General features: G+C 58.6%; 18 protein-coding genes. 8 read left to right on the top strand and 10 right to left on the bottom strand.

The annotated features are described in order from the left end of the window. The first annotated feature begins 122 nt into the window (after positions 1 to 122). On the top strand, positions 123 to 1,400 hold the full coding sequence (locus BLT77_RS15820; protein ID WP_090367192.1) for an O-acetylhomoserine aminocarboxypropyltransferase/cysteine synthase family protein: 1,278 nt from the start codon (positions 123 to 125) through the stop codon (positions 1,398 to 1,400). Positions 1,401 to 1,432: 32 nt separating this feature from the next. On the opposite strand, the gene BLT77_RS15815 is transcribed toward BLT77_RS15820, so the two are convergent. Both BLT77_RS15815 and BLT77_RS15810 read right to left on the bottom strand, forming a co-directional pair. Then, a complete protein-coding gene (locus tag BLT77_RS15815; protein ID WP_218126942.1) occupies positions 1,433 to 1,645 on the bottom strand; it encodes a DUF7661 family protein in 213 nt (70 codons plus the stop codon). A 97-nt stretch (positions 1,646 to 1,742) separates the two neighbouring features. Beyond that, a complete protein-coding gene (locus BLT77_RS15810) occupies positions 1,743 to 2,486 on the bottom strand; it encodes an outer membrane protein OmpK (RefSeq protein ID WP_090367238.1) in 744 nt (247 codons plus the stop codon). Between the two features lie 893 nt (positions 2,487 to 3,379). Here BLT77_RS15810 and BLT77_RS15805 point away from each other — a divergent pair. Continuing rightward, a complete protein-coding gene (locus BLT77_RS15805) occupies positions 3,380 to 4,525 on the top strand; it encodes an efflux RND transporter periplasmic adaptor subunit (protein ID WP_245709973.1) in 1,146 nt (381 codons plus the stop codon). A 12-nt stretch (positions 4,526 to 4,537) separates the two neighbouring features. After that, the gene (locus tag BLT77_RS15800; RefSeq protein WP_090367190.1) at positions 4,538 to 7,690 is read left to right on the top strand and encodes an efflux RND transporter permease subunit; all 3,153 of its coding nucleotides are present in this window, start codon (positions 4,538 to 4,540) and stop codon (positions 7,688 to 7,690) included. A gap of 70 nt (positions 7,691 to 7,760) precedes the next feature. On the opposite strand, the gene BLT77_RS15795 is transcribed toward BLT77_RS15800, so the two are convergent. Then, the gene (locus tag BLT77_RS15795) at positions 7,761 to 8,462 is read right to left on the bottom strand and encodes a tellurite resistance TerB family protein (protein WP_090367188.1); all 702 of its coding nucleotides are present in this window, start codon (positions 8,460 to 8,462) and stop codon (positions 7,761 to 7,763) included. A gap of 317 nt (positions 8,463 to 8,779) precedes the next feature. Here BLT77_RS15795 and BLT77_RS15790 point away from each other — a divergent pair, with 317 nt between their 5' ends. Next, positions 8,780 to 10,513 carry an enoyl-CoA hydratase-related protein gene (locus BLT77_RS15790; protein ID WP_090367186.1) on the top strand — a complete coding sequence of 578 codons (1,734 nt, stop codon included), beginning with the start codon at positions 8,780 to 8,782 and terminating at the stop codon, positions 10,511 to 10,513. Positions 10,514 to 10,675: 162 nt separating this feature from the next. Here BLT77_RS15790 and BLT77_RS15785 read toward each other — a convergent pair whose 3' ends face one another. After that, the gene (locus BLT77_RS15785; protein ID WP_090367184.1) at positions 10,676 to 11,302 is read right to left on the bottom strand and encodes a 3'-5' exonuclease; all 627 of its coding nucleotides are present in this window, start codon (positions 11,300 to 11,302) and stop codon (positions 10,676 to 10,678) included. Between the two features lie 198 nt (positions 11,303 to 11,500). On the opposite strand from BLT77_RS15785, the gene BLT77_RS15780 reads away from it, so the two are divergent. After that, positions 11,501 to 12,229 carry a GTP pyrophosphokinase gene (locus BLT77_RS15780; protein ID WP_090367183.1) on the top strand — a complete coding sequence of 243 codons (729 nt, stop codon included), beginning with the start codon at positions 11,501 to 11,503 and terminating at the stop codon, positions 12,227 to 12,229. Between the two features lie 305 nt (positions 12,230 to 12,534). Here BLT77_RS15780 and BLT77_RS15775 read toward each other — a convergent pair whose 3' ends face one another. The 5 genes from BLT77_RS15775 to BLT77_RS15755 all read right to left on the bottom strand — a co-directional run bounded on the left by BLT77_RS15775 (position 12,535) and on the right by BLT77_RS15755 (position 20,027). After that, positions 12,535 to 13,455 (bottom strand): YjjW family glycine radical enzyme activase, encoded by a 921-nt coding sequence (locus BLT77_RS15775; protein ID WP_143026654.1) that lies wholly within the window; start codon positions 13,453 to 13,455, stop codon positions 12,535 to 12,537. After that, complete coding sequence (locus BLT77_RS15770; protein WP_090367177.1) at positions 13,446 to 14,996, bottom strand: YjjI family glycine radical enzyme; 1,551 nt, start codon at positions 14,994 to 14,996, stop codon at positions 13,446 to 13,448. Before BLT77_RS15770 ends, BLT77_RS15775 begins: the two co-directional genes overlap by 10 nt. A gap of 138 nt (positions 14,997 to 15,134) precedes the next feature. Further along, positions 15,135 to 17,099 carry a DNA topoisomerase III gene (locus tag BLT77_RS15765; protein WP_090367174.1) on the bottom strand — a complete coding sequence of 655 codons (1,965 nt, stop codon included), beginning with the start codon at positions 17,097 to 17,099 and terminating at the stop codon, positions 15,135 to 15,137. An 87-nt stretch (positions 17,100 to 17,186) separates the two neighbouring features. Beyond that, a complete protein-coding gene (locus BLT77_RS15760; RefSeq protein ID WP_090367172.1) occupies positions 17,187 to 17,957 on the bottom strand; it encodes a TetR/AcrR family transcriptional regulator in 771 nt (256 codons plus the stop codon). A 432-nt stretch (positions 17,958 to 18,389) separates the two neighbouring features. Next, positions 18,390 to 20,027 carry a methyl-accepting chemotaxis protein gene (locus BLT77_RS15755; protein ID WP_176819342.1) on the bottom strand — a complete coding sequence of 546 codons (1,638 nt, stop codon included), beginning with the start codon at positions 20,025 to 20,027 and terminating at the stop codon, positions 18,390 to 18,392. A 456-nt stretch (positions 20,028 to 20,483) separates the two neighbouring features. Between BLT77_RS15755 and BLT77_RS15750 the strand changes: the two genes are divergently transcribed. The 3 genes from BLT77_RS15750 to BLT77_RS15740 all read left to right on the top strand — a co-directional run bounded on the left by BLT77_RS15750 (position 20,484) and on the right by BLT77_RS15740 (position 25,306). Then, positions 20,484 to 21,887 carry a wax ester/triacylglycerol synthase family O-acyltransferase gene (locus BLT77_RS15750; protein ID WP_176819341.1) on the top strand — a complete coding sequence of 468 codons (1,404 nt, stop codon included), beginning with the start codon at positions 20,484 to 20,486 and terminating at the stop codon, positions 21,885 to 21,887. 99 nt (positions 21,888 to 21,986) lie between these two features. Then, entirely contained in the window at positions 21,987 to 24,815 is a 2,829-nt protein-coding gene (locus BLT77_RS15745; RefSeq protein WP_090367165.1) for a TolB-like translocation protein, read from the top strand. Between the two features lie 80 nt (positions 24,816 to 24,895). Next, positions 24,896 to 25,306, top strand: a complete 411-nt coding sequence (locus BLT77_RS15740; protein ID WP_143026653.1) for a hypothetical protein — start codon at positions 24,896 to 24,898, stop codon at positions 25,304 to 25,306. Positions 25,307 to 25,346: 40 nt separating this feature from the next. Here BLT77_RS15740 and fabV read toward each other — a convergent pair whose 3' ends face one another. Next, complete coding sequence (fabV, locus tag BLT77_RS15735; protein ID WP_090367161.1) at positions 25,347 to 26,549, bottom strand: enoyl-ACP reductase FabV; 1,203 nt, start codon at positions 26,547 to 26,549, stop codon at positions 25,347 to 25,349. Positions 26,550 to 26,604: the final 55 nt, after the last annotated feature.

Raw genomic sequence — 26,604 nt, 5'->3', positions numbered from 1 at the left:
CCGCGGCGGAGCGATGATGTCATAACCAGTTTCGGATAGTTATTTGCCATTTTTGACTATTTATTATTCTTCATTGGGTGGTATGTTTAAAGGTTCCACTAGTAGAAACAGGAAGTAATAGCATGAAGCTGGAGTCCCTTGCCCTGCACCACGGCTATGAATCTGAAGCCACCACCAAGGCGGCGGCGGTGCCGATCTATCAGACCACCTCCTACACCTTTGACGACACTCAGCACGGGGCCGACCTGTTTGACCTTAAGGTCGCCGGCAACATCTACACCCGCATCATGAACCCGACCACCGCAGTGCTGGAGCAGCGTGTGGCGGCCATGGAGGGAGGCATTGGCGCCCTGGCGCTGGCGTCGGGCATGGCGGCCATCACTTACGCCATTCAATGCCTGTGCGAAGTGGGGTCCAACATCGTCAGCACCAGCCAGCTGTACGGTGGTACCTACAACCTGTTTGCCCACACCTTGCCTAAACAGGGGATTGAAACGCGGATGGTATCGGCGGACGACTTCGACGGCTTTGAGGCCGCCATCGATGCCAACACCAAAGCGATTTTTTGCGAGTCCATCGGCAACCCCGCCGGGAATGTGGTTGACCTGAAAAAGCTGGCAGAGATTGCCAACCGCCACGGTGTCCCGCTGATTGTCGACAACACCGTCGCCACCCCGTTCCTGTGCCGCCCCTTTGAACTGGGTGCCCACATTGTGATCCACTCACTGACCAAATACATCGGCGGCCACGGCACTGCGGTGGGGGGCATCATTGTCGACTCAGGCAAGTTTGACTGGGTGGCCAACAAAGCCCGTTTCCCGATTCTTAATGAACCGGATCCCTCCTACCACGGCGTGGTGTACACCGAGGCCCTGGGTGACGCGGCCTTTATCGGCCGTTGCCGGGTGGTACCGCTGCGCAATACCGGCGCCGCCCTCTCCCCCCATAACGCCTTTCTGATTCTGCAGGGACTGGAAACCCTGGGGCTGAGAATGGAACGCCACTGCAAGAATGCCGAAAAGCTGGCGGCCTATCTGACCGATCACTTCAAGGTAAACTGGGTCAACTACGCCGCCCTGCCCAACAGCCCCTATTTCGAAACCTGCAAGAGCATCTGTGGCGGCAAGGCCTCGGGCATTTTGAGCTTTGGTATTAAAGGCGGACGCCAGGCGGGCGCCCAGTTTATCGATGCCCTGAAGATGATCCTGAGGCTGGTGAACATCGGCGACGCCAAATCCCTGGCCTGCCACCCGGCCACCACCACTCACCGGCAACTGAACCCGCAGGAGCTGGCGGCCGCCGGCGTCAGCGAGGATCTGATACGCATCTCCGTGGGCATCGAGAACATCGACGACATCATCGCCGACGTCAGCCAGGCACTGGATGCGGTGGAGTCATAACCCGCCCCAGCCCGCTCCTTCAACGGAGCGGGCTAGAGCCGGCGTACCGACGGATGGCGGAGACTGGCTCGTTCATGAAACACGTCATCCAGATAGCGCCGCAGTTCCGCTTCGGTCAACTGCGGCGGAATCACCACCTCGTACACCCGTGCCCGGACGCCACAGTCGGCGTCGCGAAACAGTAGCCACTCATCGTCCTGCCTGAGCACCGACATTCGAATTCCAAACACATCAAATCTGAGCACGGCATTCTCCCACTGTGGATACAACATCAGTATCGGACAGTGACGGTACGACAGACAATAAAAAGGGGCCATTCGGCCCCTTATCATCGTTCCCCCGTTACAGGTGGTACTTCACGATGAACGAGTAGGTGTTTTGATCGATGCCATCGACACCGTATTTGTTCTGCCAGTAATCGTACTCGATGCCCACCAGCAGGGTGTTGGATTTGGCTTCACCAAACAGGGACCGGCCCAGGTCGTACTTGATCTGTGGGTTGAAATGCAGATTCTCTTCGTAACCATCATTGTCGGCGGCCACCACCCAATCGATGAAACCGTCGACGACCAGGTTCGCGTCACCAACAGGAATGTCGACCCGGAACACCGGCGTCAACTGCCAGCCGTCGCTGATATTGCCATCGCTGATGGCATCACGCTTATAGGCATTCAGCTGGAAATAGGTGAACCCAGGCAGGGCCAGGTCGGCACCGACACCATACAGGAAACTCTCAACCGGGCCTTTGCCGGTTTCGTAGGTCAGTGCCAGAGACAGATCGGTCACCGGTCCCATGCCCAGATCCGTCCCCAGCATCTTGCCAAAGCTGAAGCGGGGCGAGATCTCGCCGTATGAGGCCGACTCACTGGTGCCATTGAACTCGATGAAATCGTAAAACGCGAACCAGTCACCGTAACTCCAACCACCGGCAGTTTCCAGGGTCAGGGTAGTCTGGCGATGGGAAGGGGCCAGATCATAGTCTTCGCCGTGCAGCAGGGTGGCACTGGCGTCCCACCATTGAATGGGGCTTTCGGCGTACGCAGACATGGACGCCAGCAAAGCCAGCGCCAGGGTGGTTTTCTTCATTGTAGGGTCTACCTTGTTATTGCCGCCGGCCATCATGGGCACCGCGGTCTCATTATTGTTGGCTGTACAGAGCCGCCGCCGATGGCTCGGAGGGCGCATCAGGACGGCAGTAAAACCCGCGCAATATAGAGAAGATCTCCCCCGGACACAAAAAGTTTCACAAAGTCGCAGTAAAGAGTGTCAGCCGGCGCCAATTCTGGCCATTTCTGCGGCCAGGATCCCATTGCGCCATTACCTTTTATTAACACCAGTCAGGAGGGGACACTAAGCCTGTTGAATCCACCCCAGTCCGAATGATGGTGAAGACAGGGCCACGATCACTCCGACTATTCGGAGTCATTAGGCTAAGCCTGGGCATTGATGACAGGGCAACAATAAGTTGAATATGGCTAAAAGAGTGATGGAATCCCTATAGACAGATCGAGGGATAAAACTAATGCCAAATATTTCGAGCCTAAATAATACTGAATGAAGCCTGAATACAATGGCAATTCGCGAGCAATATTACCCCAACTAAAATCTCGATTTAGCCAAACTTTTCATTGACAAAAAAAAGCTTCCGTGAGCAATCAAATCAGTTTGCCGATTCCTTGGGGGGAAACATAAGATGATGATAATTAAGAGTATTTAATCAATCAAATATCAAGTTGCGGAATCTGGCTGAGATTTTCAGTGATAATCAAGTCTGAATCTTTTAACTATTCAACAAAACCGCAACAGTGATGAATTTATCAAGGATGGCTATTTTATTCGTTTACACTTTTCCTGTTCTTCGCACCTTGTTTCAGCCCCATTGAATATGAGATAAATGCACTATTATCAAAATCTTTCCAATTTTTGTGCCCATTGCTGTGCTTTGGGCGCAGAGTACACCGTTCTGTTTAGGAGTCCTGATGCGGCAAACGCTGAAAATGGCTGCAGTTATCTCTGCAGCATTATGGGTAACGGCTTGTAACTCAGAGGGCAACGGCCCTCAAGGCCCAGCTGGCCCGCGCACCACCGAAGTTAATGTCTTTACCGTCGAGCCGCAGTCCCAGGAGATCACCGTTGAACTGCCTGGACGTACGCGCGCATTTATGAAAGCAGAGGTTCGTCCCCAGGTCAGTGGCGTCATTGAAGCCCGCAGCTTTACCGAAGGCGGCAATGTCACGGCCGGTCAGTCTCTGTATCAGATCGACGCAGCCCCTTATCAAGCGGCACTGATCAGCGCCAAGGCGGATCTGGAGCGAGCCAAGGCCAACGAAATCTCCACCCGGGCCACCGCCGAGCGCTATCGCGAGCTGATCGGCTCCAACTCCATCAGCAAGCAGGACTTCGACCTGGCTGAAGCCGCCCACCTGGAAGCCAAGGCCAGCGTCGAGATGGCCAAAGCCGCCATCAACCAAGCTGAAATCAACCTGGCCTACACCAAGGTAGAAGCACCGATCTCTGGCCATATCAGCCGTTCCGATGTCACTCCGGGGGCGCTGGTCACCGCCAACCAATCCCAGGCGCTGGCCCAGATCTCCCAGCTGGATCCGATCAACATCGACATCGTTCAATCCAGCACCGAGATGTTGAAATTGAAGTCCCAGTTGGCGTCCGGTGCCCTGCAGCAATCCGAGACCACCCTGGTGACCCTGATTCTCGAGGACGGCAGCGAATACCAGCATCCAGGCAGCCTGAAGTTTGCCGAAGTCACCGTCGACGAGGGCACCGGTTCGGTGACCATGCGGGCAGAATTCCCCAATCCGGACGGCATCCTGCTGCCCGGCATGTTTGTCCGAACCCGCATGACCGTAGGAACCGATCCCAACGCCATCCTGGTTCCGCAGAAGGCCGTCAGCCGTACCCCAAGGGGTGAAGGGCGGGCCATGGTGGTCACCGCCGACAACAAGGTCGAAGCCCGCAATGTGGTCACCGCCCAGGCGATCGATCATCAATGGCGCATCCTCGCTGGCCTGCAGGCCGGCGACAAGGTGATCACCGAAGGGTTGCAACGTGTTCGTCCCGGTGCCTCGGTGACGATTCAGGAAATCACTGCTCACGCAGCTAACTAACGGGAACGATACATGGCTCGTTTTTTCATCGATCGCCCCATTTTTGCCTGGGTGATCGCCATCATCGTGATGCTGGCGGGTGCGCTGGCTATCACCACGTTGCCGGTGTCTCAGTACCCCAGCATTGCGCCACCGACCATTGAGATCAATGCCACCTACCCGGGTGCCTCGGCCAAGACGGTGGAAGACACGGTTACCCAGGTGATCGAGCAGCGGATGACCGGTCTGGATCATCTGCGCTACATCGCCTCCCAGAGCGACAGCTTTGGTAACGCCACCATTACCCTGACCTTTAACGCCGAAGCCGATGCCGACATCGCTCAGGTGCAGGTTCAGAACAAGTTGCAACTGGCTATGCCGTTGCTGCCCCAGGAGGTTCAGGCCCAGGGCATCAGCGTCAACAAAACCAGCAGTGGCTTCCTGATGGTTCTGGGCTTCGTGTCCCAGGATGGCTCCATGAATAAGGCGGACATCGCCGACTACGTGGCCGCCAACATTCAGGATCCCATGAGCCGGGTGGCCGGAGTGGGCGACATCACCCTGTTTGGGGCCCAGTACGCCATGCGCATCTGGCTGGATCCGCTGAAGCTGAACCAGTTCAGCCTCTCCACCAATGACGTGGTCGCCGCCATCCGTGAGCAGAATGCTCAGGTCTCCGCCGGTCAGTTGGGGGGGACTCCCTCTGTACAAGGCCAGCAGCTCAACGCCACAGTGTCGGCTCAGTCCCGTCTGCAGACGCCACAAGAGTTCCGCGACATCGTGCTGAAGTCCGACTCCAGCGGCGCCAAGGTGTTCCTGGGTGACGTTGCCCGGGTGGAAGTGGGCGCCGAAAGCTATTCGGTGACCTCGTTCTACAACGGTCAGCCTGCCTCCGGCCTGGCGATTCAACTGGCCACCGGTGCCAACGCGCTGGACACCGCCGAGCGGGTCATGAACCAGATCGAGGAGATGAAGCCGTTCTTCCCCCAGGGGCTGGACGTGGTGCTGCCGTTTGATACCACCCCATTCGTCGGCAAGTCCATCGAAGGCGTAGTGCACACCCTGCTGGAAGCGATTGTCCTGGTCTTTTTGATCATGTACCTGTTCCTGCAGAACTTCCGCGCTACCCTGATTCCTATGATCGCGGTACCCGTGGTACTGCTTGGCACCTTCGGCATTCTGGCCGCCACCGGTTTCTCCATCAACACCCTGACCATGTTTGCCATGGTGCTGGCCATCGGCTTGCTGGTGGATGATGCCATCGTGGTGGTGGAAAACGTCGAACGGGTGATGTCCGAGGAGGGCTGCAGCCCGCTGGAAGCCACCCGAAAATCCATGGATCAGATCACCGGCGCCCTGGTGGGCATCGGCCTGACCCTGTCGGCCGTATTTGTGCCCATGGCCTTCATGTCCGGTTCCACCGGTGTGATCTACCGTCAGTTCTCCATCACCATCGTCTCCGCCATGGCGCTGTCGGTGCTGGTGGCCATCATCCTGACGCCGGCCCTGTGCGCCACCATGCTCAAACCGGTCAAGAAGGGCCATGCTTATACCGACAAAGGCTTCTTTGGCTGGTTTAACCGCACTTTTGATCGCTGGACCAATCGCTACGAGGGCACCGTCGGTGGCATTCTGAAACGAACCGGCCGGGTGTTTTTCATCTACCTGGCCCTGGTGGTTGCCACCGCCTGGGTCTTCATGCGCATGCCCACCGCCTTCCTGCCCGATGAAGATCAGGGGGTGATGTTTGTGCAGGCGATTCTGCCACCGAACTCCACCCAGGAAAGCACCCTGCACGTACTGGAGAAGGTCGAAGACTACCTGCTGGAGCAGGAGGGGGACTCGGTAGAATCGGTGTTTACCGTATCCGGCTTCTCCTTTGCCGGTATGGGTCAGAACATGGGTCTGGCGTTCGTGAACATGAAGCCTTGGGATGAGCGCACCGCCGCCGGCACCGATGTGCAGTCGGTCGCCGGCCGGGCCATGGGCGCCTTCTCGCAGATCAAGGAGGCGATGGTGTTTGCCTTCGTGCCTCCGGCGGTACTGGAACTGGGCACCGCCAACGGCTTTGATCTCTACCTGCAGGATAAAAACGGTCAGGGACACGAGGCCCTGATGGCCGCCCGCAACCAGTTGCTGGGTCTGGCGGCGCAAAACCCCAACCTGGTGGGCGTACGGCCCAATGGTCAGGAAGACGCACCCCAGTACCAGCTGCACATTGACCATGGCAAACTGCGGGCGCTGAGCCTGAACATCAACGACGTCAATGCCTCCCTGGCCACCGCCTGGGGCAGCTCCTACGTCAACGATTTCATCGACCGCGGCCGGGTAAAGAAGGTGTTTGTTCAGGGTGAACCGGAATACCGGATGCAGCCGGATGACCTCAATGCCTGGTACGTGCGCAACAGCCAGGGTGAGATGGTGCCCTTCTCCGCCTTTGCCACCGGCAGCTGGGAGTACGGCTCCCCCCGCCTGGAACGCTTTGGCGGTCTGCCGGCGCTGAACATTCAGGGTGCCACCGCGCCCGGCTTCAGTACCGGTGCGGCCATGGACATCATGGAAGACCTGGCCAAGCAGTTGCCTCCGGGCTTCGGCATCGAGTGGAACGGCCTCTCCTATGAAGAGCGCTTGTCCGGCAACCAGGCTCCGGCCCTGTATGCCCTGTCGATTCTGGTGGTGTTCCTGGTTCTGGCGGCACTGTACGAAAGCTGGTCGGTGCCCTTTGCGGTGATTCTGGTGGTGCCCCTGGGCGTTATCGGTGCCCTGCTGGCGACCTATGGCCGTGGCCTGTCCAACGACGTCTTCTTCCAGGTAGGGCTGCTGACCACCGTTGGCCTGGCCACCAAGAACGCCATTCTGATTGTGGAGTTTGCCAAGGAATACTATGAGAAAGGCGCCGGCCTGATTGAGGCCACCTTGCACGCGGTGCGGGTGCGTCTGCGTCCGATTCTGATGACCTCCCTGGCCTTTGGCCTGGGTGTGGTGCCGCTGGCCATCAGTACCGGCGTTGGCTCCGGGGCTCAAAACGCCATCGGTACCGGGGTACTGGGCGGCATGATGAGCTCCACCTTCCTGGGGATCTTCTTTATTCCGCTGTTCTTCGTCATCGTTGAGCGCCTGTTCAGCAAGCGAGAACGCCAGGCCAAGCACGCCATCGGTGAGGCAAAAACCGAGTCAGAGGTCTGACACTGACCAGCGACAACAAAAAGCCCGGCATGAATGCCGGGCTTTTTTATGAACAGGTTGCACTGGACGCTCAGGCGACCTGAGCCTCCAGTTGGGCCACCAACTCCGGCTGCAGCTGCAACTGGCTGGCCAGCTCCTTCAGATAGGTCTGCTCCATGAAGTTCTGTTCATCTACCATCAACACTGAAGCGAGGTACACCTCGGACGCTTCCTGGGGGGAGCTTACGCCACGGGCAATCTCGGCTGGGTCTAGCGGTTTATCCAACTCCTGCTGCACAAAAGCCGTGACTTCGGCGCTGGCCCCCATGGCCTGTACCGCCTGAAAAATGCGCCTTTTTTCATCATCATCCACATGACCGTCGGACTTGGCCGCGGCGATCATCGCCTTAAGCACCACCATGGAGTGCTGCTCCGTTTGCGGCGGCAATGCCGGAGCAGGCTGAGTCTGAGCCGGAGTCGCCGGAGGGGCCGCGGCAGACTGGGGCTGCGCCTGCTGGTTGGACTGCCAGTCGTTGAAAACCTTAAAAGCCAACCCTCCTAACGCCGCCGCACCACCCAGTTTGGCGGCCTTTTTCCCCATCTTGCGACCCTTTTTCGTTCCCACCAGCATGGTCAGCAGACTGCCGCCCACGGCACCTCCGATGGCCCCCTTGGTCATGTCCGACATGCCGTTGCCACCGCTTGAGTTGGCCGGTCCCATGCTGGTTTTCGCCTGTCGGGCCAGATCGCCGCCAGACGCCATCACCTGATTCAGTAGCCCTTTGAAATCCATTCTGTTCTCCTGATTTTACTCACCTGTGGCATTAGAGCCTGCCGGGTCGATAAAGGTTCACCGGTTCCGGCCTGTCCGCTACGCCGTCACGGAGCCTTAACGTGTCCGGAGGCGGTTCACACTTTTTCATCACAACCACAACAAAAGGATCATCAAAAATGCCACATTTGTGATCCAGGTGGGGTTTTGTCCATACCCAAGCGAAAAAGAATGGGTCACTATGTCGGACAGACTCCGGCAGCGACTGGAGTGTCTGTGCCGGCTCAGCCCGAAGCGCCCACAGGCTTCAGCCCACCCGTTACCACAAACGAGACAGCATGCGAATTTTACTGTTGGTCACCGCTTTTAATGGCCTATCACAACGAATCCATCAACAGCTTAGCCTCGATGGGCACTGCGTCAGCGTGGTGTTTGCAGCCAACGAACGAGAGCTTCGACGCACCCTGAACCACTTTGAGCCGGAACTGATCCTTTGCCCGTTCCTGAAACACCGGATTGCCGATGACATCTGGCACAAGTACCTGTGCATCATTATTCATCCCGGCATTACCGGCGACCGGGGCCCCTCGTCACTGGACTGGGCCATACTGGAACGGCAACCGGACTGGGGGGTCACCGCCCTGCAGGCGGATCAGGAGATGGACGCCGGTGACATCTGGGGTAGCCGGCCCTTTCCCATGCGCCCGGCGCCCAAAGCCAGCCTCTACCGTCAGGAGGTCAGTACCGCCGCGGCCCGACTGGTGACCGAGTTGATGCATCACCTGCGCCAGGGAGGATTCTCGCCCCGACCGCTGAATTATGCCGACCCCGGCGTCAAGGGCGAGCTGAAGCCCCTGATCAAACAACCCCAGCGACGCATCGACTGGCTCGAAGACGACACCGACACCGTACTGCGAAAAATCCACGCCGCCGACAGCGCGCCCGGGGTGCTGGATGAGTTCTGCGGCCTGGCGGTGCACCTGTTCGGGGCCCATCGCGAAACCCGGCTCACCGGCGTACAGCCCAAATCGATCCTCGCCACCCGCCATGGTGCCATCTGTGTGGCCACCAAAGACGGCGCCATCTGGATCAGTCACCTGAAACGGCAAAAAACCGACGATGACCGCTACATCAAGCTGCCCGCCACCTGGGTACTGGGTTCGCACCTGCCCGAAGTGCCCGAGGCCGAACTGCCGCTGCTACCGGACTACGACCCGGACCGTTTCAGCGAAATCAGCTACCGCCAGCAGGGGGACGTGGGCTACCTGTGGTTCAATTTTCACAACGGTGCCATGGGCACCGAGCAGTGCCAACGGCTGCTGAAGGCCTATCAGCAGGCCTGCCAGCGGGACACCCGGGTTCTGGTACTGATGGGTGGCGACGACTTCTGGAGCAACGGCATTCACCTCAACCACATTGAAGCCGCTGCCGATCCGGCGGTCGAGTCGTGGCAGAACATCAACGCCATCAACGACGTGGTCGAGGCGATTCTTCTCACCGACGACAAGCTGACCCTAGCCGCCCTGGGCAATAATGCCGGAGCCGGCGGCGCGATGATGGCCCTGGCCTGCGATACCGTAGTGGCCCGGGACGGGGTGGTGCTCAACCCCCATTATCAGTCGATGGGGCTGTATGGCTCGGAATACTGGACCTACACGCTGCCCAAGCGGGTGGGCGAAGCGATGGCCCAACAACTGACGCAGGCCTGCCTGCCGGTGGGCAGTACCCAGGCCCTTCAGCTGGGGTTGGTGGATGAGGTATTGGCAGGATCACCGGCCGAGTTTCACCGGCAACTGAGCGATTACACGACCACGATGGCGGCGTCGGAGCAGTACCAGGCCAGGTTACAGGCCAAACGCCACACCCGCAGCCTGGATGAACAACAGCAACCCCTGGCCGAATTCCGGCGTCAGGAGCTGGAGCAGATGCATCAGTGCTTCCATGGGTTCTTGAGCGACTATCATCGCCTGCGCTATGGCTTTGTCTATAAGATGTGTCCCCGGGTCACCCCGCCGAGGTTAGTCCACCCGCTCGCCCGCAAGCAGCCGAGCACGTCGGTTCGCAGCCGCTGACGAGATTCCGGTGGGCAACAGCAAGGTGCTCGTGGCATGGCCGCTTCCTTCGAGGAGTTGGCCGTTGTTTCTGCCCCGTTTCCCGGCTCTGTGCAGCGGCCTGCATGCCGGCGCGAGGCTGGCTGCAGCGCAGTGGCACACCGCAGCGGACGCCCCTTTAGGTTAACGGGCCAGTGATGCCAGGTAGTGGTCGACTTTAGCCTTGGGGGTTTTGGCCAGCTTCTGCAGCTGGGAAAAATGGAGCCCCGCCAGCCGATGTTGCTGCTGCATCTCGTTGACCATCATCACCCACAACCGGGCGGTCATTTCGGAGTCAGCCAAGGCGCGGTGAAACACCCCGTCGTTCTCGATCTGTCGATAGGCCACCAGCGAGCCGAGCTTGTGGTTCGGCGCCTGCGGATACCAGCGCCGGGCGATCAGCATGGAGCAGGCGAATCCGCCCTGGTAATCCCGGCCGATGGCCGCCAGTTCGGCATCAAGAAAGCGCTGGTCAAACGAGGCATTGTGGGCCACCAGGTTGGCCCCGGCGATAAAGTCGGCAAACTGGTCCATCACTTCACCACAGCCCGGTGCACCGGAAAGCATGGCGTTGCTGATGCCGGTGTAACTCTCGATAAAGCCACTGACCCGAAACCCCGGATTCATCAGTTGCTGAAACCGATCCACCACCTGGCCCTGATGCAACTTAACGGCCCCGATCTCGATGGCCCGATCGCCCTGCCCCGGAGACAATCCAGTGGTCTCGAAATCCAGCACCACCACGGAATCGGCAGATTCAGCCGTACCCATACACACCCATCCAATCAACATCGTTAAAGGCGGTCAGGATACCGGAGCCAGCCACTCGATCCCAGCTCTTCTGATCTTGATGCCGGTACCACGTCCCGCTGACCGAATACAGAGGCTGATCTTATCCAGGCTCTTGAGATAGAATCGGGATACTCAAGGGACACACGGTGTCCCCGCCCTGACGATCACGAGGCCCAAATGAATCAAGGACGAACCCTGACCCCGGATGAACTCAAGGCCCGGGCAATCCGCTTCTACGCGCGTTACGGCAAGGATATGGAGCAGATCAGCGACCTGCTCAACATCCGCCTCAGCCAGTTGGCCCAAGCCTACACCCTGGAAAACACCCTGCCCCAGGAGGCGATCACCATCACCACCCGAGTAAAGAGCCTGGGCAGTTTCCTGAAGAAGCTGGAGAGACGAGGTTGGCCGCAGTTCTACTATCCCACAGAGGTGATCAAGGATCTCATTGGCGCCCGGGTGGTGTGCTGGTTTGTCGATGACTGCCGCGGCATGCAACAGTTTATCAACGGCTCCAAACACCTGACGATCCACAATGAGGTCGAGGACTACATCGACCAACCCAAGACCTCCGGCTATCGCTCCATCCACCTGCTGGCGGATGTAGGTTACGACCAGGTGCAGCGGAAAGGGCGGGAGGTAGAGATACAGGATGGCAGTATGGTGTGCGAAATTCAGCTCCGTACCATGTTGCAGGACGCCTGGGGGCAAATCACCCACGAGTTTCACTACAAGGCGAAGACCGCCGGGGTAAACAACCAGTTCTATGAACGGATTCTGTCTGAAATCGCCAGTCGCCTGAGCAACGAAGACAACTCCCTGCTGACCCTCAGGGACGCCTACCAGGATCTGGCCGACGAGCAGCTGAAACATCCCCCCCACGAGGGGATCAAGGGCACAGAGTAGTCCTTTAGGAGCCAATCCTCCTCACCTGGCTTCGGGCCTGCGCCGGAGCTAACTCGCCCGGCATCGGTACGAAACCGCCGTGGCGGTAACAGGCCGGGAAACAGCGGTTCGTTAAGCTCCATGCGTCCATGTCGGGGGAGGACATAAAGCAGTTTAACCGTAGCATTGAGACTTATGTGGCCCCCCCTAAGGGGATCATCGATGCCAGGGTATCAGCGGTGGTATGGGCAAGGGGGAGCGTGGCAATCCTTGATAAGGGTAACGGCGCCGAGGATACCAGCCCCCGGCGCCAAAGATACGGCTCGCTAGTCTATCCGGGGCAGCGGCAGCAGGGGAACCCCTTGCTGCTGCAGCCGCTGATGCAGCTGTTCCATCCGGGCCTGTGAGGTCGCCGCCATCTGCTGTCCCCGCTCGCCGACACCGTGGTGCTGAAAGCGGTTCAGCCGCAGCGGTGCCCCAGACTCTAACGAGCGCCACAACGCCAACAGTGCCTGCACCTCCGCTTCGCCATCGTTGACACCCTCGATCACCAGCCAACGCAACTCCGTCAGCTTGTCGGCCCTTGCCAGCAGGGCGGCAGATTCCAGTACCTGTCGATTACTGCGACCGGTCAGGCGGCGGTGCAGAGACTCATCCAGTGCCTTGATGTCCAGCATCACCCCGTCACAACGCTGCAGCAGAGCCGGCCAGTGGCGGGCGGCCAACAGGCCATTGGAGTCAAGCAACCGTCCCAAACGGGCGGTACGCGGGTCCTGCGCCAATGCATCGCAGAGGCGGCCAATAAAGCCATGCTGCAGGGTGGCCTCGCCGCCGGAAAAGGTGACCCCATCAAGCAGCGGCGCACGGTCGGCAATCAACTGCACCAGCTGTTCGGGAGTGTAGGCCACCGCACTGGGGTTGCCGCCCCGAGGGCAGTGGGGCAGGCACTGATCACAGCGTAGGCAGCGCCCGGCGTCACAACGCATACGCTTGCGCTGGCCGACACCTCGCACCAGTTCAAGGGCACCGTTGGGGCAATGGGCCACGCAGTCGCCGCAGTGGTTGCACAGGCCGATGGTCTGTGGGTTATGACAACCGATGCAGTCCATGTTGCAGCCCTGGAAGAACAGCACCATGCGGCTGCCGGGGCCGTCGACACAGCTGAAATCCAGTACCCTGCTCAGCAGGGCCGTCGCCGGTTTCGGCTGCGGGGCCGCGATCATCGGTGCCAGCGCGGTTATTTCCACAGTGCCGCCGGGTGCTGTTCGTGGCTGATCACCCGGGCCTGGCGCTCGAGAATCCCCACCACATCCACGGCCTCCGCGCCCAGGCAGGTGGAGTGGTGCCGTTCCGCCTGTTGACGGAACTTGTCGATGTCGGATTTCTTCACCATAAAGCCGGTGACCCGCACCAGATCGTTATCACTGAGGTTGGCGGTAAACATTCTCAGCCCCAGCTCCAGCCCCCCTTTCACTAGCCGGGTCAGAGCGGCTGGATTATGACGAATGGTGGGGTCGATGGCGAAGATATCGCTGATGCCGCCATCGAAATAACGGTGCATGGGGGCGCACAGCTTAATGTGGCTCAGGGTGTCGGGCTCGCTGCCTACCGGAATTCGGGTGCCGGCGGTTTCATCGGCATCGCAGGAGATGCCGGACTGGGAGTGGTACACCAGTTTGCCATCGGCGCAGTGGATCATGTCGATGGCATCCACCTGCAACTGATAGGCCGCCACAATGCGCTGACCCAACTCGGTGGCCTCGGCATCCAGTCCATAGCGCCCGGCCTTGCCTTGATGATCCATCAGCTGATTCACCAGTTCCGCCAGGCCGTAGATGCCAAACATGGCGGTAAAGCGATCCAGCCGCACCACCCCCTCCTGACACAGAAAGTGGGACTGGAAGAAATTGGACTCCTCCACCAGAAAACGGATTCGATGGGTCATGGCATCGGCCATCTGCCCGGCACACTCGGGCACCACCCGGCTGAGGTAATCCTCGACACTGCCGTCGCAACGGTCGAAGGAGGCGCGCAGGTTCAATCGCATCAGGGTGTGGGACCCGCCGCCGATGGGCAGGGAGTTGTAGCAGCTCACCACCCCGTAGTCATCGTCAAAATCGGCAGCGATAACCGGGTGATTGGCGATGTGAGGCTTGTTGCAAGCGATGATGTTGTCCACCACCTGCTGCAACAGATCATCCGGCGTACACTCGGGATCGTAGCGGAAGGTCAGGTTGGGCACCGACTGTTTGAGGCTGGCGTCCACCTTGAGGATGGCCCGTGCCACCCGGCTGTCCTCGGGGCCGATATTGGCGTGCACAAAAGAATCGGGCAAGGTGCGGTCGATCATCTGCCAGAACAGGCTCAACTTTTTCTCTAACTGGGCATCCGTCAGGCCCGCATCCACAAAGGGTTCCAGTAATCGGTCCAGCTGTCCCAGGAACACCGGGTAGCTGGTGACGGAGGGCACGTGTTGGTACAGGATGGACAGAAAATTGATCGCCTCGTCCAGATCCTGAGGCGGCGCCAGTTCGAGGAACTCACTCCCCTGCTGCAGCGCCAAGGCATAATCGGGCAGGACGTAGCGGGGTTTATAGGGGGCCGCACTCTCAAACATGTCATGAAACACCCCCTGCTCCAGGCCTTGCTGAACCTCGGCCGAAAATGCCGGTTCAGGCAGCATCGACTCCGCCAGTTGCGACAGTGCCAACTGCTTCTGACTCTGGGTCAGATTGGGTTGACGAATGAGGGAGAGCGCTTGCTGCTGAAACTGTTGGAGTTGCACCATGATAGAACCACTGCTTGTTGATTGGGGCTGGATGGGGGTTCCGTTGGCACCCGGACGATAGCGCCAACGTTTTCTAGCAGCATTCTGACCGTTTTCCCATGGGATTAAGAGTGCTCAGGTCACAAAGCCTGCACCGGGCTAGGCCTTTCTTTTACTGGTCGACGAACGCGCAGAGCTCTTGCCCCGGGCGCCCCGGGCAGCGGCAGGTTTGCGCTTTCTTCGAGGCTTGGGCGCCTGCACCCCCCGCAATGACTCAGGCACGTGTTGACGCGCCTGGTCAACCAACCCCTGCAGTTGCTGCTGCAGCGGCTGCATAAAACCCTGATAGCCCTGCTGTCGCTCCCGAATCGCCTCCAGGGCCGCTTCCCACTGGGCGGTCATGTCCGGAGTGGTCGCCAACTCGGGCAGGCTGTCGATCAGCGCACGGCCGGCGTCGGAGGCCTGAATCTGCTTGCCCTGTCGAAGCAGGAACCCCCGCCGGAACAACAGCTCAATGATGCCTGCCCGGGTGGCTTCGGTGCCCAGACCGTCGGTCTCCTTGAGGATCGCCTTGATCTTCGGGTCGGCCACGTGACGGGCGATGTTGGTCATGGCCGCCAGCAGGGTGGCATCGGTAAAGTGTTTAGGGGCTTGGGTGTGCTTCTCCACCACTTCCCCCTGCCGACAATGCAGTGTCTGTCCCTGCTGCAGCACCGGCAGCGATGCGCAACCCTCGTCGCCGTCGCTATCCGTTTTGGCCTCTTTGGCAGGGAACAGCACCTTCCAGCCCGCCTCGACCGGCACCTTGGCGGCGGCGGTAAACACACCGGTGCCGATGGCCACCGTCACCTTGGTCTCATCAAAGCGATAATCCGGATAAAACTGCAACAGGTACTGGCGGGCAATCTGCTGGTAGATCTTCGCCTCCTCGGCGCTCAGGCGGGTACTGCCCTGCTTACCGGTGGGAATGATGGCGTGGTGCGCATCCACTTTAGCGTCGTTCCAGGCCCGGCTTTTCCGGCTCAGATCGGCGCCGGTCACCGCGGTTTGCAGTTCACTGCAGTGATGAGCCACCGCCTGACACACCTTGGGGGCATCCCGATGCTGCTGTTTGGGCAGGTAGCGACTGTCGGAGCGAGGGTAGGTAATGAGTTGATGACGCTCATACAGGTTCTGGCACAGATCCAGCACCTTTTGCGCACTGAAGCCAAACCGCTTGGCGGCATCGATCTGCAGCGCCGACAGGTTGTAGGGCAAGGGAGCCGACTGCGACTTGCGCTTCTTCTCCGCCTGGGTCACCACCCCTGGCTGATCGGTAATGCGCTCGGCCACGTTCTGTGCCAGCCGTTTCGACAGCACCCGCCCCTCTTCATCCTGGTAGGGCTGACACGCCTCGCTGGGTTGCCATTTGGCAGAAAACGGCTGCCGATCCTCGGTCACCAGATGTGCCAACACCTCGAAGAAGGGCCGGGAGACGAAGTTGGCGATCGCCTTATCCCGGCGCACCACCAGCCCCAGCAGCGGCGTTTGCACCCGTCCCACCGACAGCACCCCCTGGTAGTGGACCTTTCTCCCCTGCAGGGTGTAGGCCCGGGTCATATTGATGCCATACAGCCAGTCTGCCCGCGACCGGGCCAATGCCGACACCGACAGCGGCACAAATTCACGGTTTGAGCGCAGTTGCCCAAGTGCCCGGGTCACCGCCGTCGGGGTTAAATCGCTGACCAGCAGACGCTGAACCTGCTGCTGCTTGGTGCGGCTGACCTTGCAGTGATGAATCACCTCATCCACCAACAACTGCCCTTCACGATCCGGGTCGCCGGCATGGATGAGTTGCTGTGCCTGCTTCATTAGCTTGCGCAAGACCGTCAACTGCTTGTGGCAACCCTTGCGGGTTTTCAGCTGCCACTCCTCGGGCACAATCGGCAGGTGCTGCTCCTGCCAGGATTGCCAGTGAGCCTGGTAGTCGCCCGGCTCCGCCTGCTCCAGCAGATGGCCGACGCACCAACTGACGCAGTCACCGTTGCCAACCTCAATGTAGCCGTCGTGGTTTTTATGGGGTTTGGGCAGCACCGCCGCAATGGCGCGCCCCAGGCTGGGTTTTTCGGCGATGTAGAGTTTCATGGCGACACGATGACTGTATGAATGAACAGTAGTGTAGCGAAAAGTGGTGAGGAGTGCGACCCGGGGACTTTACAATCGCCATCGACACTAAGAGTGACGACGGTTCTTAAGGTTGGCATCCTGGCATTTTTTACAGGACGGTTTGGATTTTATCCCTGTTTCAATAAAGCGAAACACTCGCCCTCTTAATTTAAGGTACTGCTCTGCATCAATTTTTTCATTCCATTTGAAAGAGTTAATAATAGCCAAAATGCATTCCATCTCAACCCTTTCCCGCTGGTCATCAACCATACTATCAATCAGTTTACTTTCGTACGCCGTAGATTGACCGAAAAGCTGAAAATAGATCATCTGCGTCAGGAGTAATACCCGTTCCGGAGTTTCATCAAGCGCCCCTTCGGCTCGGGCGTCCAGTGCCAGTTGATGGATTAAATCAAAAAATCGATTGACCCTGAGTTTAAACCTGTCCACTTTTTCACAACTGGCCAATGTCCACACTTTGCTGTTGACCGACACCGACCTAAGCGACATAAAGCGGCTGTTTTTAGCAACCTCTTCATAGGTAGTCAGTATCGGCACCAAAAATCGTTCCTGAGAGCTAAGCCCCTGTTCTAAATTCAAAATTCCTGAAATATTGTTGGCGGTGACGCTGCGAAGGAACAGGCACAGCAGCACGTCCTCCTTACTTTCAAAAAAACGGGTTACCGAGCCGGTAGAGCAGTTGGCCACCTTGGCTATATCTGAAAACTCAAACGAAATTATTCCTTGCTCTTCAATTAGTTGCTCTGCTGCATCCAAAAGAATCTGGCACTTAATTTCCGCTTGTTGGGTATTGGGACAGTGCATAGTCAATGGCATTCCTGCTTCAGTAAATTAAAACTACCTGTTCTTCGGAAGCGTTGTTGTGACTCTAATCAACAATCTCTGTGGCACAATCGGGTTTAAAAAACTCAACCTAAAGCCCGTTATTACGGTAAATAAAGATTCATACACCCATGCCGTAATGAAACTCCTGTTCCACCAGCACACGGTGTGGGTCAGTGTCGCTCTGCCGACCGCAGGCTCTCAAGTTCCCCCAAAATCACATGACACACCGGAAGCTGACTGCGTATCGGTGCAACCCCTTTACTACTTGGAGGTTGAGCGACTTTTGGGTGTCAATTTGCCGTGGTTCTGTCGCCATGGTGGTTGCTTTTCGCGATGAGAAGAAGGCCAGCTGCACCTCACCGCCTCAATTACTGACAAAAAAAAGGTGGAGTCCCCCCCACCCTGGTGTTACTCAGGCTGACATCAGGATAACCGGTACCGTGATACCACCTGGTGCAGTTCATCCGCATGGCTCAGGATCTGTTCCCCTACCACCAGCGCCTGACTGGCGTTGGCTTCCACCGACTCTCCGACCTCCTTTACGCGCATGACGCTCTGGCTGATCTCTTCGCTGACCCGGCTCTGCTCCTCGGCCGCCGCCGCAATCTCCATATTCATCTGGCTGATGTGGCTCACCTCCTCTGTCACCTGGGTAAGCATGTCATCCACCTCCTGCGCCTGACCGGCACAGACATCGGCATACTGCTGCCCATGCCGAATGGAGGAGGCGGCTTCCTCGGTTTCTTTCTGCAGACGCTCGATCATGGTCTGAATCTGCTGGGTCGATTCCTGAGTCCGTGACGCCAAAGAGCGTACTTCGTCCGCCACCACCGCAAAGCCCCTTCCTTGCTCACCGGCCCGAGCAGCTTCGATGGCCGCATTCAGAGCCAGCAGGTTGGTCTGATCGGCAATGTTACGAATCACATCCAGAATGGCGCCGATCTCCTGACTTTCATGCTCCAATCGCTGCATCACCTCACCGGACTGACTCACGGCGCCCTGCAGTTCGATGATATTGCGTTTGGTTTCATCCAGGCCGGTTTTACTCTGTCCCAGACGCCCATTGGTCTCCGCCACATTATTGGCGGCCACCTGGGCGCTGTTGCTGACCTGGGTCACCGATGCCACCATCTCGGTCATGGCACTGGCCATCTGATCGGTCTGAGCATTCTGCTCATGGATCTCGGCCCCACTGGCTGTCATCTCCTGTTTAAGAGCCTCAGACTGGGCCCCCAGTGCATCGGAAACCTGCCGCAGATTTTGCACGATAACCACCAGCTGCTGCTGCAACTCCCGGGCATCGTCCGCCAGTTGCCCAACCTCATCGCGCTGTTGCAGAGACAAGGATGCGGCAAAATTGCCCGACGCCAGTTGCTGCAGGAACGCTCCCAACGCCCGGGTGGGGGTCACCACCGTCGCATTACCCACCGCCATGCCTAGCGGTATGGCGATCACAATGGCTCCGATCAGAGCAATCACCCCAACCAGCAACTGATCTTCGGCATGTTGCTGGTGCTCCTCTATCAAGCGAGTCTGAGTCGCGGTCATCTCTTCCACAATCCCTGCCAGCAGGGTAGAAGGTGCCCGGTCGATGCCCCGCAGTTGCTGGTCCGTGGCCACCGCATCAAACTGACTGTTTAACAGGTACTCATGGCCCCGGCGGTATTGCCGGTTCAAATCCTGCAGTTCGGTGATGAACCCCTGCATCCGCTCCGCTTCAATGCTCTGTAGCTGCTGCAGCAACTCGAGGGTCGCCTGGGCATGCTCAAGCACCGAGGCTTCCGCCTTCAGATACTTGCCCCAGTACTTATCCCGGTCTGCCTGAGAGCCCGTCCGGATCAGCACATTTTTCCATGCCTGTACCTGGTTCTTAAACTCCACCTCAACCACCTTCACCTCCTCGCGGGCGCGAACGTCGTTGTGCAGCAAGTTCTGGTAATAGTCCACCACCGACAGCTGGCTGGACAGCGCAAAGCCGGCGCCCACCAAAACCATCACAATACCGATGAGGTTGGCAGCCACTAATTTCGTTTTAATGCTTAAGTTTTGCAGATAGGTCATTCTGACATCCCAAAGGCGGTACCCGGAAGCGGGCATGAAGGGTCGTAGAGTACACAGTCGCGGCTATCGGCGACTTTAAGACTCGAATAGTAACAAAGGGTAAATTAAGTATTTTCACTTTTACTTATTAATCGAACTGCATTCCTCTGAAGCAACGAAGAATAAGTACATTTTATAGCCAATCAAGCAACCTAAAACCCAACCAAAATCAGTGGAATTAACTGATTTATTTACAATTTGACCCATTAGCCACTTTTTGCGATCCTGAACAGGTACGACCTTCATAAAAAGTGATAAACATCAAATATCAGCCACAATTAATTAAAACCGTATTTCAATAACAACTTAATCTAAGTCATTGACCCACAATCGCTATGAGCTTAATTTAAAGTTCCGGCCTAAATGGATTGGTGCCGGATTACAATTTGCCCTGCGAAGTAGATGGAGTTTGCTGATATGGCCCGCTTGTCTTTGATCGATGCCTCGTTTGTCCTGTTCGAGTCTGCACATACCCCCATGCATGTGGGCGGCCTGTTGATGGTTGAACCCGACAACCACAATTTCGCGACAGAGCTGTTTCAACATCTGCTTCAATGCCATATCGCCAACCCACCCTTTAACCGGATTCTGAAAGTGGGGGCCGGCGGTTGGCCCTACTGGAAAACCACCTCGACCCTAAACATCGAACAGCACGTATTTCTGCATCAGGCCCCTCAGCACGGCGACGAACTGGCGCTGCAGCGGATGCTGGCGCAGTTGCACAGCCAACTGATGGATCGGCGTAAACCGCTATGGGAATGCCACATTATCGACGGCATCAAGGGTGGCCAGGTCGCGGTGTACATCAAAATACATCACGCCTGTGCCGATGGCATGAAACTCAGTGCCATGATGGATCAGTTGCTGTCCAAGGTACCGGATACCAGCATCAGCCCCGCGTTCTGGCAGTTCAATAACCCCAGACGGGCAAGACAGAACAACACCCTGAAGCAGGCCTACGACTTTGGCAGTGCCCTGTACCACCAAATCGTCGAGTTGCCGAACCTGGCCAAACTGACCGGCAAGCTGTTTTCACGCGCCTTCTACCCCACCATCAGTCGCATGCCGATCCCGTTCACCGCCGAAAAGACCTTCTTTAATCAGCGCCCAATCAGCGATCGGGTCATCGCTCAAGGCAATCTGCCCATCAGCTCTATTAAGCGGATCAGTAAATTCACCGGAGCGTCGGTCAACGAAGTGGTTCTGGCGGTGTGCGATGCGGCTCTGCATCAATACCTGATCGATCACAAACGCCCCAGTGACAAGCCTCTGGTGGCCATCATGCCGGTCAACATGAAGGCGGATGCCAACGACAAGGACAACCATTTCTCACCCGCACTGATTGAATTGGGGAAACGCCAAAACCAACCCACCGAGCGACTGAAGGAGATCATGATCTCCAGCCGGCAGATCAAGCATGAGGCCAAAGCCTTTTCACCCACCGCCTTTATGAACCTGTCTGTGGCTACCAATGCCCTGATGCTGCTTATCGGCAAGCTGAAGCTGGATAATCGCCTGCCGACCATCAGCAACCTGGTGATCTCCAATGTGCCCGGGCCACGGGAGACCCGTTATCTGTTCGGCGCGCCGATTCGATCCATTACGCCCTATTCGGTGCTGCTGCCGGATCAGAGCCTCAACATCACCCTGTTCAGCTACGACCAGATGCTGCACGTGGGCATTACCGCCTGCGATCGGGCCCTGGGCGACATTGAACTGCTGGTGCCCTACATCAGCAAGGCCTTGACGGCGCTGGAGCTGGATCTGCTGACGGTGACTCTGGAAAAAGTGGAAGCCCAGCTGGAGCAACAACACCACTGATCGGACTTGAATACACGGGTGGTTACGTTTTGATTTTGATTAAAAAAACCAAACCTGGCTACAGTACTATTTCGCCGTCACCAAGGAAGTGAGCAGCCCGTGTCCCTGAAACCCATCCTGTCGTTGCTGATCCTGGCGCTGTTGGCGCTACCGGCGCTGGCCGAACATCCCAGCGATGATTGGCGCACCCTGGAAACCGATCTCTACCGCATCCATTTCACCCCTGAATACGAACTCTGGGCCAGGCAACTGGCCGTGGAGGCCGATACCATTCAGCGACACGTCGGCAACCAGATTGGTCATCAACTGGGGGAAAAAGTCGACATCGTGATACGCGACCCCCTCAATGTCGCTAACGGCTTTGCACTGCCGCTGGTGGGACGCAGCCGCACCGTATTCTATACCACCGCGCCGCTGTCGGACTCGGTTCTGTCCTATCTGGACGACTGGCGCACCCTGTTGCTGGTGCATGAACAAGCCCACCTGAATCACCTGTCCCGCCCCTCCCGCTCCTCACTGACCCAGCTGTGGCAGGCGTTGTACATCGGCTTCCTGGAGGTGCCCCGCTGGGCGGCAGAGGGCTACGCCACCGTCATCGAGCATCAGCACAATGGCAAAGGCCGGCCAGCCAACCACCTGGTCAATGCCATCTTGCGGCAATGGGCCCGCGAAGGGGCGCTGCCGAACTATCAGCAACTGTCCGGCGATGACGATGCTTACCTGGGCATGAGCATGGCCTACCTGATGGGCTCCAGCTACCTGCTGTGGCTGCAATCCGAGTATGGAACAGACAGCCTGCCCGCGGTTTGGACCCGCATGGCCGCCAAGCAGGGCCGCGACTTTGAGCAGGCGTTTAAAGGGGTCTTTGGCCAGACTCCCCAACGGCTGTACCGGCGCTTTGTGGCCGAAACCACCTATCAGGCTCTGGCGGCGGAGGCCCGAATGAGCGATCCCCAGGCCAGCCTGTGGCTGGAGCACCGGTGGGGGCTGTCGCGACCAGCCTTGTCCGCCGACGGCAGCAAACTGGCGCTGCTGCTGAAGGACAAAAACAGCGACCGGCAGCGACTGGTGATCTACCCCACTGCCGACAATCCTAAAGCCAGGCAGCAATGGCAGCAGCGTCAACAGGCGCGCCTGAAAAAGGATCCTGAAGACATTGCCGACATCGAGCCCAGGGTATTTAACCCCGAGCCCCTGCATCAACTGCCGACTCGAAGTTGGCGTATGACCGCCCCGAGATGGCTCGACCCAGACACCCTGATTTTCAGCCAGGCCCAGCAAGATGATGGCGGCAACTGGCATTTCGACCTGTTTACCTGGCAACCCGGCGGCAACGGGGTCCGGCGCCTGACCCGTAACCAGAACCTGGTGCGCGTTGCACCCCACGAGGACGGCAAACGGGCTCTGGCTCTGCAACGCCAATATGGCCACAACCGCATCGTCGAGATTGATCTGGCCAGCGGCACCCTGACTCCGGTGGTGGAAGCACAAGGCAATGACCTGCTGGACTTCCCCGCTTATCGCCCCGACAGCCAGCAGATCAGCTTCCTGCGGCACCGGCACGGCCACTGGCAACTGATACTGGACAGTGAGGGCGATCAGCAGCAGCTTGGGCTGAACCAGGTCAATCAGGGCAACTTCATCAGCTACCCCCAGTGGCTCGACGCCCGGTCGCTGCTGCTGACTCTGGGACAAGCGGACGGCATTGCCAACTACCGTCTGGATCTGCAACACAACCGGCTCGAGCGCCTCACCAGCCACAAGTTGCTGGCAACCGCGGCCACCGCGGATGATCAGCGGCTCTACTTTGTGGCCACCGACAGCCAGGGACAAAGCCTGTACCGGCAACCCCTGAGCCACCAGGTCGGCTCCGCCATCACCCTGGCCGCCCCCACCCAGGTCGCCGATACGACGCCGCTGCCGCACCTTAACCGGGAAGCCTTACCCTACGGCACCGGCCCGCACTACCTCGCGCTGGCGTTTGGCGCCAACCTGTCCCCCTGGCAACAGGGGCTTGAAGTGGGCCTCAAAGGCGGCGATCCCGTCAACCGGCTTCGCTGGCAACTGATGGCACACTGGGATCCCAGCGGCCACCAACAAGGACTGCTCACCAGCCTGCGTTGGCAAGGCTGGCCCATACAGGTTCATGGCGATCTGTACTATCTGCAGCAGGACCTGCAAGGACTCGATGGCAGTAACGCCCCAGAGTTGGATGAGCGGCGCAGCGGTGCCCACCTGGGACTGGCGTGGCAACGCCGTTGGAGTGATTGGCTGTCGCTGCAGCTGAGCACCGGCGCAACCCTCAGCCAGATTGATGACCGGGCCCTGAGTCGCAATGGCATCGACCAGCGCAGCGCCTATGCCGATGTGACTGCCAACGGCCACTGGCAGCGCGGCCGCTGGAATGCCCACTATCACCTCGGTGGCCGCGCCAGCAGCGGTGAAACCGACCAGCAGCAGTGGCACCGCTACGACAGCACAGTATCTGCAGCACTGGGATTTGGCGACTGGCGCCTGTCCGGCGGCTATCAGCGCCTCAACCTGCTTGGGAATCCCAGTGACTATGATCGGCTTCGCCTCGGTGGCAGCGACACCAGCCTGACCCCTTCCTGGCTGCCGTGGGGCCAGCACACCAACGCCGCCCTGCCACTGTCCGCCCTGGTGGGCCAGGAACTGCAGCAGTGGCAAGCCGGAGTGAGTTACCAGGCCGTGCGCACCTTCTATCAGAGATACCAGATGGATAAGGGCAGCAGCCTGCCGGTTTATGGCATTGAGTTCCAGCTGCAGGGGCTGGGCCCCGAGCTGGACGATGCCCTGCCGGAGCTGGACGGCCTCAACTTGCGCCTCGGGGCCGGTTGGGCCGGAGACAACGGCGTCGACGATCCCCTTGGCTGGAGCGGCTGGATCAACCTGTTCTATCAGCTGTAGCCTTCGGTGGCCAACGCCCTCAGCCTCTCACCAACTCTACCCAGAAAGGGGTTGGCGCGCGGCCCTGGGCAGGCTACCCTGTGCGAGCGATGCAACCACCGGCCCGGACCATGATGCTGTTTTCCCCTGACGATCTGCTTAACCACCTGTTTGCCCTGCAGACCCAGACACTGACGTCTGAGAGACTGAGCCAGGTGGTGGCCAGCCTGCTCGACCATCACAACCAGCCATGGCAACTGAAATGCGGCCAGCACCGGCAGCTTGGCGACACGCCTCACTACTGGGTCGAGTGGCAGCAGCGGCTGGTGGACTTCCGCTATCCCGGTCTCAGCCAGCCTGAGATGGGGATTCGCCCCATTGCCGACGTCGAGGCCGATTACCTGTCGGCCAATACCGAGCCCTTTTCTCCGGTGCCCAAGGTGTTGCTGGCCAGTTTCTGTTGCAACGACCACGCCCACTTCGATCATCTGGCCGCCAAACCGCAGCCATAAAAAAACCGCCAGACGGCGGTTTTTTTTCAGGCGGTCAGGCTCAGATGTCGATGACATCAAACTCCACCAGCGGGTTAACGTCAGCCTCGTAATCGACGCCGTCAACACCGAAACCAAACAGGTTAAGGAACTCCTCCTTGTACTGAACGTAATCGGTCAGTTCAGCCAGGTTCTCATTCGTCAGCTTACTCCACAGATCACGGCAATGGGCCTGAATGTCTTCGCGAAGCTCCAGATCATCCAGGCGCAGGCGATTGGACTCATCCACCTCGGCAGCGCTGCCATCCTCTTTGTACAGGCGCTCATTGAACATGCGGTAGATCTGCTCCATGCAACCTTCATGGACCCCCTCTTCACGCATCTTCTTAAACACCATGGCAATATACAGAGGCATTACCGGGATGGCGGAGCTGGCCTGAGTCACCACCGACTTCAGCACCGCCACGTTGGCGCTGCCACCGATGTTGCTCAGCTGGCTGTCCAACGAATGAGCGGCACGGTCGAGATCCTTTTTGGCATCTCCCAAAGCGCCATCCCAGTAGATGGGCCAGGTAATCTCGGTACCGATGTAGCTGTAGGCAACGGTCTTACAGCCCTGTGCCAGAACACCGGCATCGGACAAGGCATTGATCCACAGCTCCCAGTCTTCGCCGCCCATCACCGTCTTGGTGGCGGCGATCTCCTCTTCGGTCGCCGGCTCGATGGACGCTTCAAACAGGGTGTCCTTGTTGGTGTCTACCGCCGTGGCGGTGTAAGTCTCCCCCTTTGGCTTCAGCACCGAGCGAACCACTTCACCGGTGTCCGGCATTTTACGCACCGGTGATGCCAGCGAGTAAACCACCATGTCGACCTGTCCCAAGTCCGCCTTGATCAGGTCGATGGTCTTCTGCTTGGCTTCGTGACTGAACGCATCGCCGTTGAGGCTCTTGGCATACAAGCCTGCTTCGTGGGCCAGCTTGTCGAAAGCGGCGGCGTTGTGCCAGCCCGCGGTTCCCGGCTTCCTCTCGGTGGCCGGCTTTTCAAAGAACACCCCGATGGTCGCGGCATTACTGCCGAACGCCGCCGCAATCCGGGAGGAGAGGCCGTAGCCACTGGAGGAGCCGATGACCAAAACCCGCTTTGGCCCCTTGGCGATAGCGCCCTTGGCCTGGGTGTAGGCGATCTGCTCTTGTACATTGCGCTCACAGCCAAGCGGGTGAGTAGTGGTACAGATAAAACCGCGAATTTTTGGCTTGATGATCATCCGATATTCCTTTGGTTTGTTCCTGCACATTGGCAGGCGATCGCGCCCCGTTCGG

Source organism: Ferrimonas sediminum (assembly GCF_900100175.1).
GTDB lineage: Bacteria > Pseudomonadota > Gammaproteobacteria > Enterobacterales > Shewanellaceae > Ferrimonas > Ferrimonas sediminum.
The sequence above is the reverse complement of the archived record's forward strand: the minus strand, read 5'-3'. Positions and strand labels throughout refer to the sequence as shown.

Excerpts from the sequence above, each read along its gene's own strand:
- BLT77_RS15810 (WP_090367238.1), bottom strand. The coding sequence starts at position 2,486 with ATGAAGAAAACCACCCTGGCGCTGGCTTTGCTGGCGTCCATGTCTGCG.
- BLT77_RS15770 (WP_090367177.1), bottom strand. The coding sequence starts at position 14,996 with ATGGTGCAACTCCAACAGTTTCAGCAGCAAGCGCTCTCCCTCATTCGT.
- BLT77_RS15800 (WP_090367190.1), top strand. The coding sequence starts at position 4,538 with ATGGCTCGTTTTTTCATCGATCGCCCCATTTTTGCCTGGGTGATCGCC.
- BLT77_RS15760 (WP_090367172.1), bottom strand. The coding sequence starts at position 17,957 with ATGCCATTGACTATGCACTGTCCCAATACCCAACAAGCGGAAATTAAG.
- BLT77_RS15820 (WP_090367192.1), top strand. The coding sequence starts at position 123 with ATGAAGCTGGAGTCCCTTGCCCTGCACCACGGCTATGAATCTGAAGCC.
- BLT77_RS15785 (WP_090367184.1), bottom strand. The coding sequence starts at position 11,302 with ATGGGTACGGCTGAATCTGCCGATTCCGTGGTGGTGCTGGATTTCGAG.
- BLT77_RS15765 (WP_090367174.1), bottom strand. The coding sequence starts at position 17,099 with ATGAAACTCTACATCGCCGAAAAACCCAGCCTGGGGCGCGCCATTGCG.
- BLT77_RS15780 (WP_090367183.1), top strand. The coding sequence starts at position 11,501 with ATGAATCAAGGACGAACCCTGACCCCGGATGAACTCAAGGCCCGGGCA.
- fabV (WP_090367161.1), bottom strand. The coding sequence starts at position 26,549 with ATGATCATCAAGCCAAAAATTCGCGGTTTTATCTGTACCACTACTCAC.
- BLT77_RS15790 (WP_090367186.1), top strand. The coding sequence starts at position 8,780 with ATGCGAATTTTACTGTTGGTCACCGCTTTTAATGGCCTATCACAACGA.
- BLT77_RS15805 (WP_245709973.1), top strand. The coding sequence starts at position 3,380 with ATGCGGCAAACGCTGAAAATGGCTGCAGTTATCTCTGCAGCATTATGG.
- BLT77_RS15795 (WP_090367188.1), bottom strand. The coding sequence starts at position 8,462 with ATGGATTTCAAAGGGCTACTGAATCAGGTGATGGCGTCTGGCGGCGAT.
- BLT77_RS15755 (WP_176819342.1), bottom strand. The coding sequence starts at position 20,027 with ATGACCTATCTGCAAAACTTAAGCATTAAAACGAAATTAGTGGCTGCC.
- BLT77_RS15750 (WP_176819341.1), top strand. The coding sequence starts at position 20,484 with ATGGCCCGCTTGTCTTTGATCGATGCCTCGTTTGTCCTGTTCGAGTCT.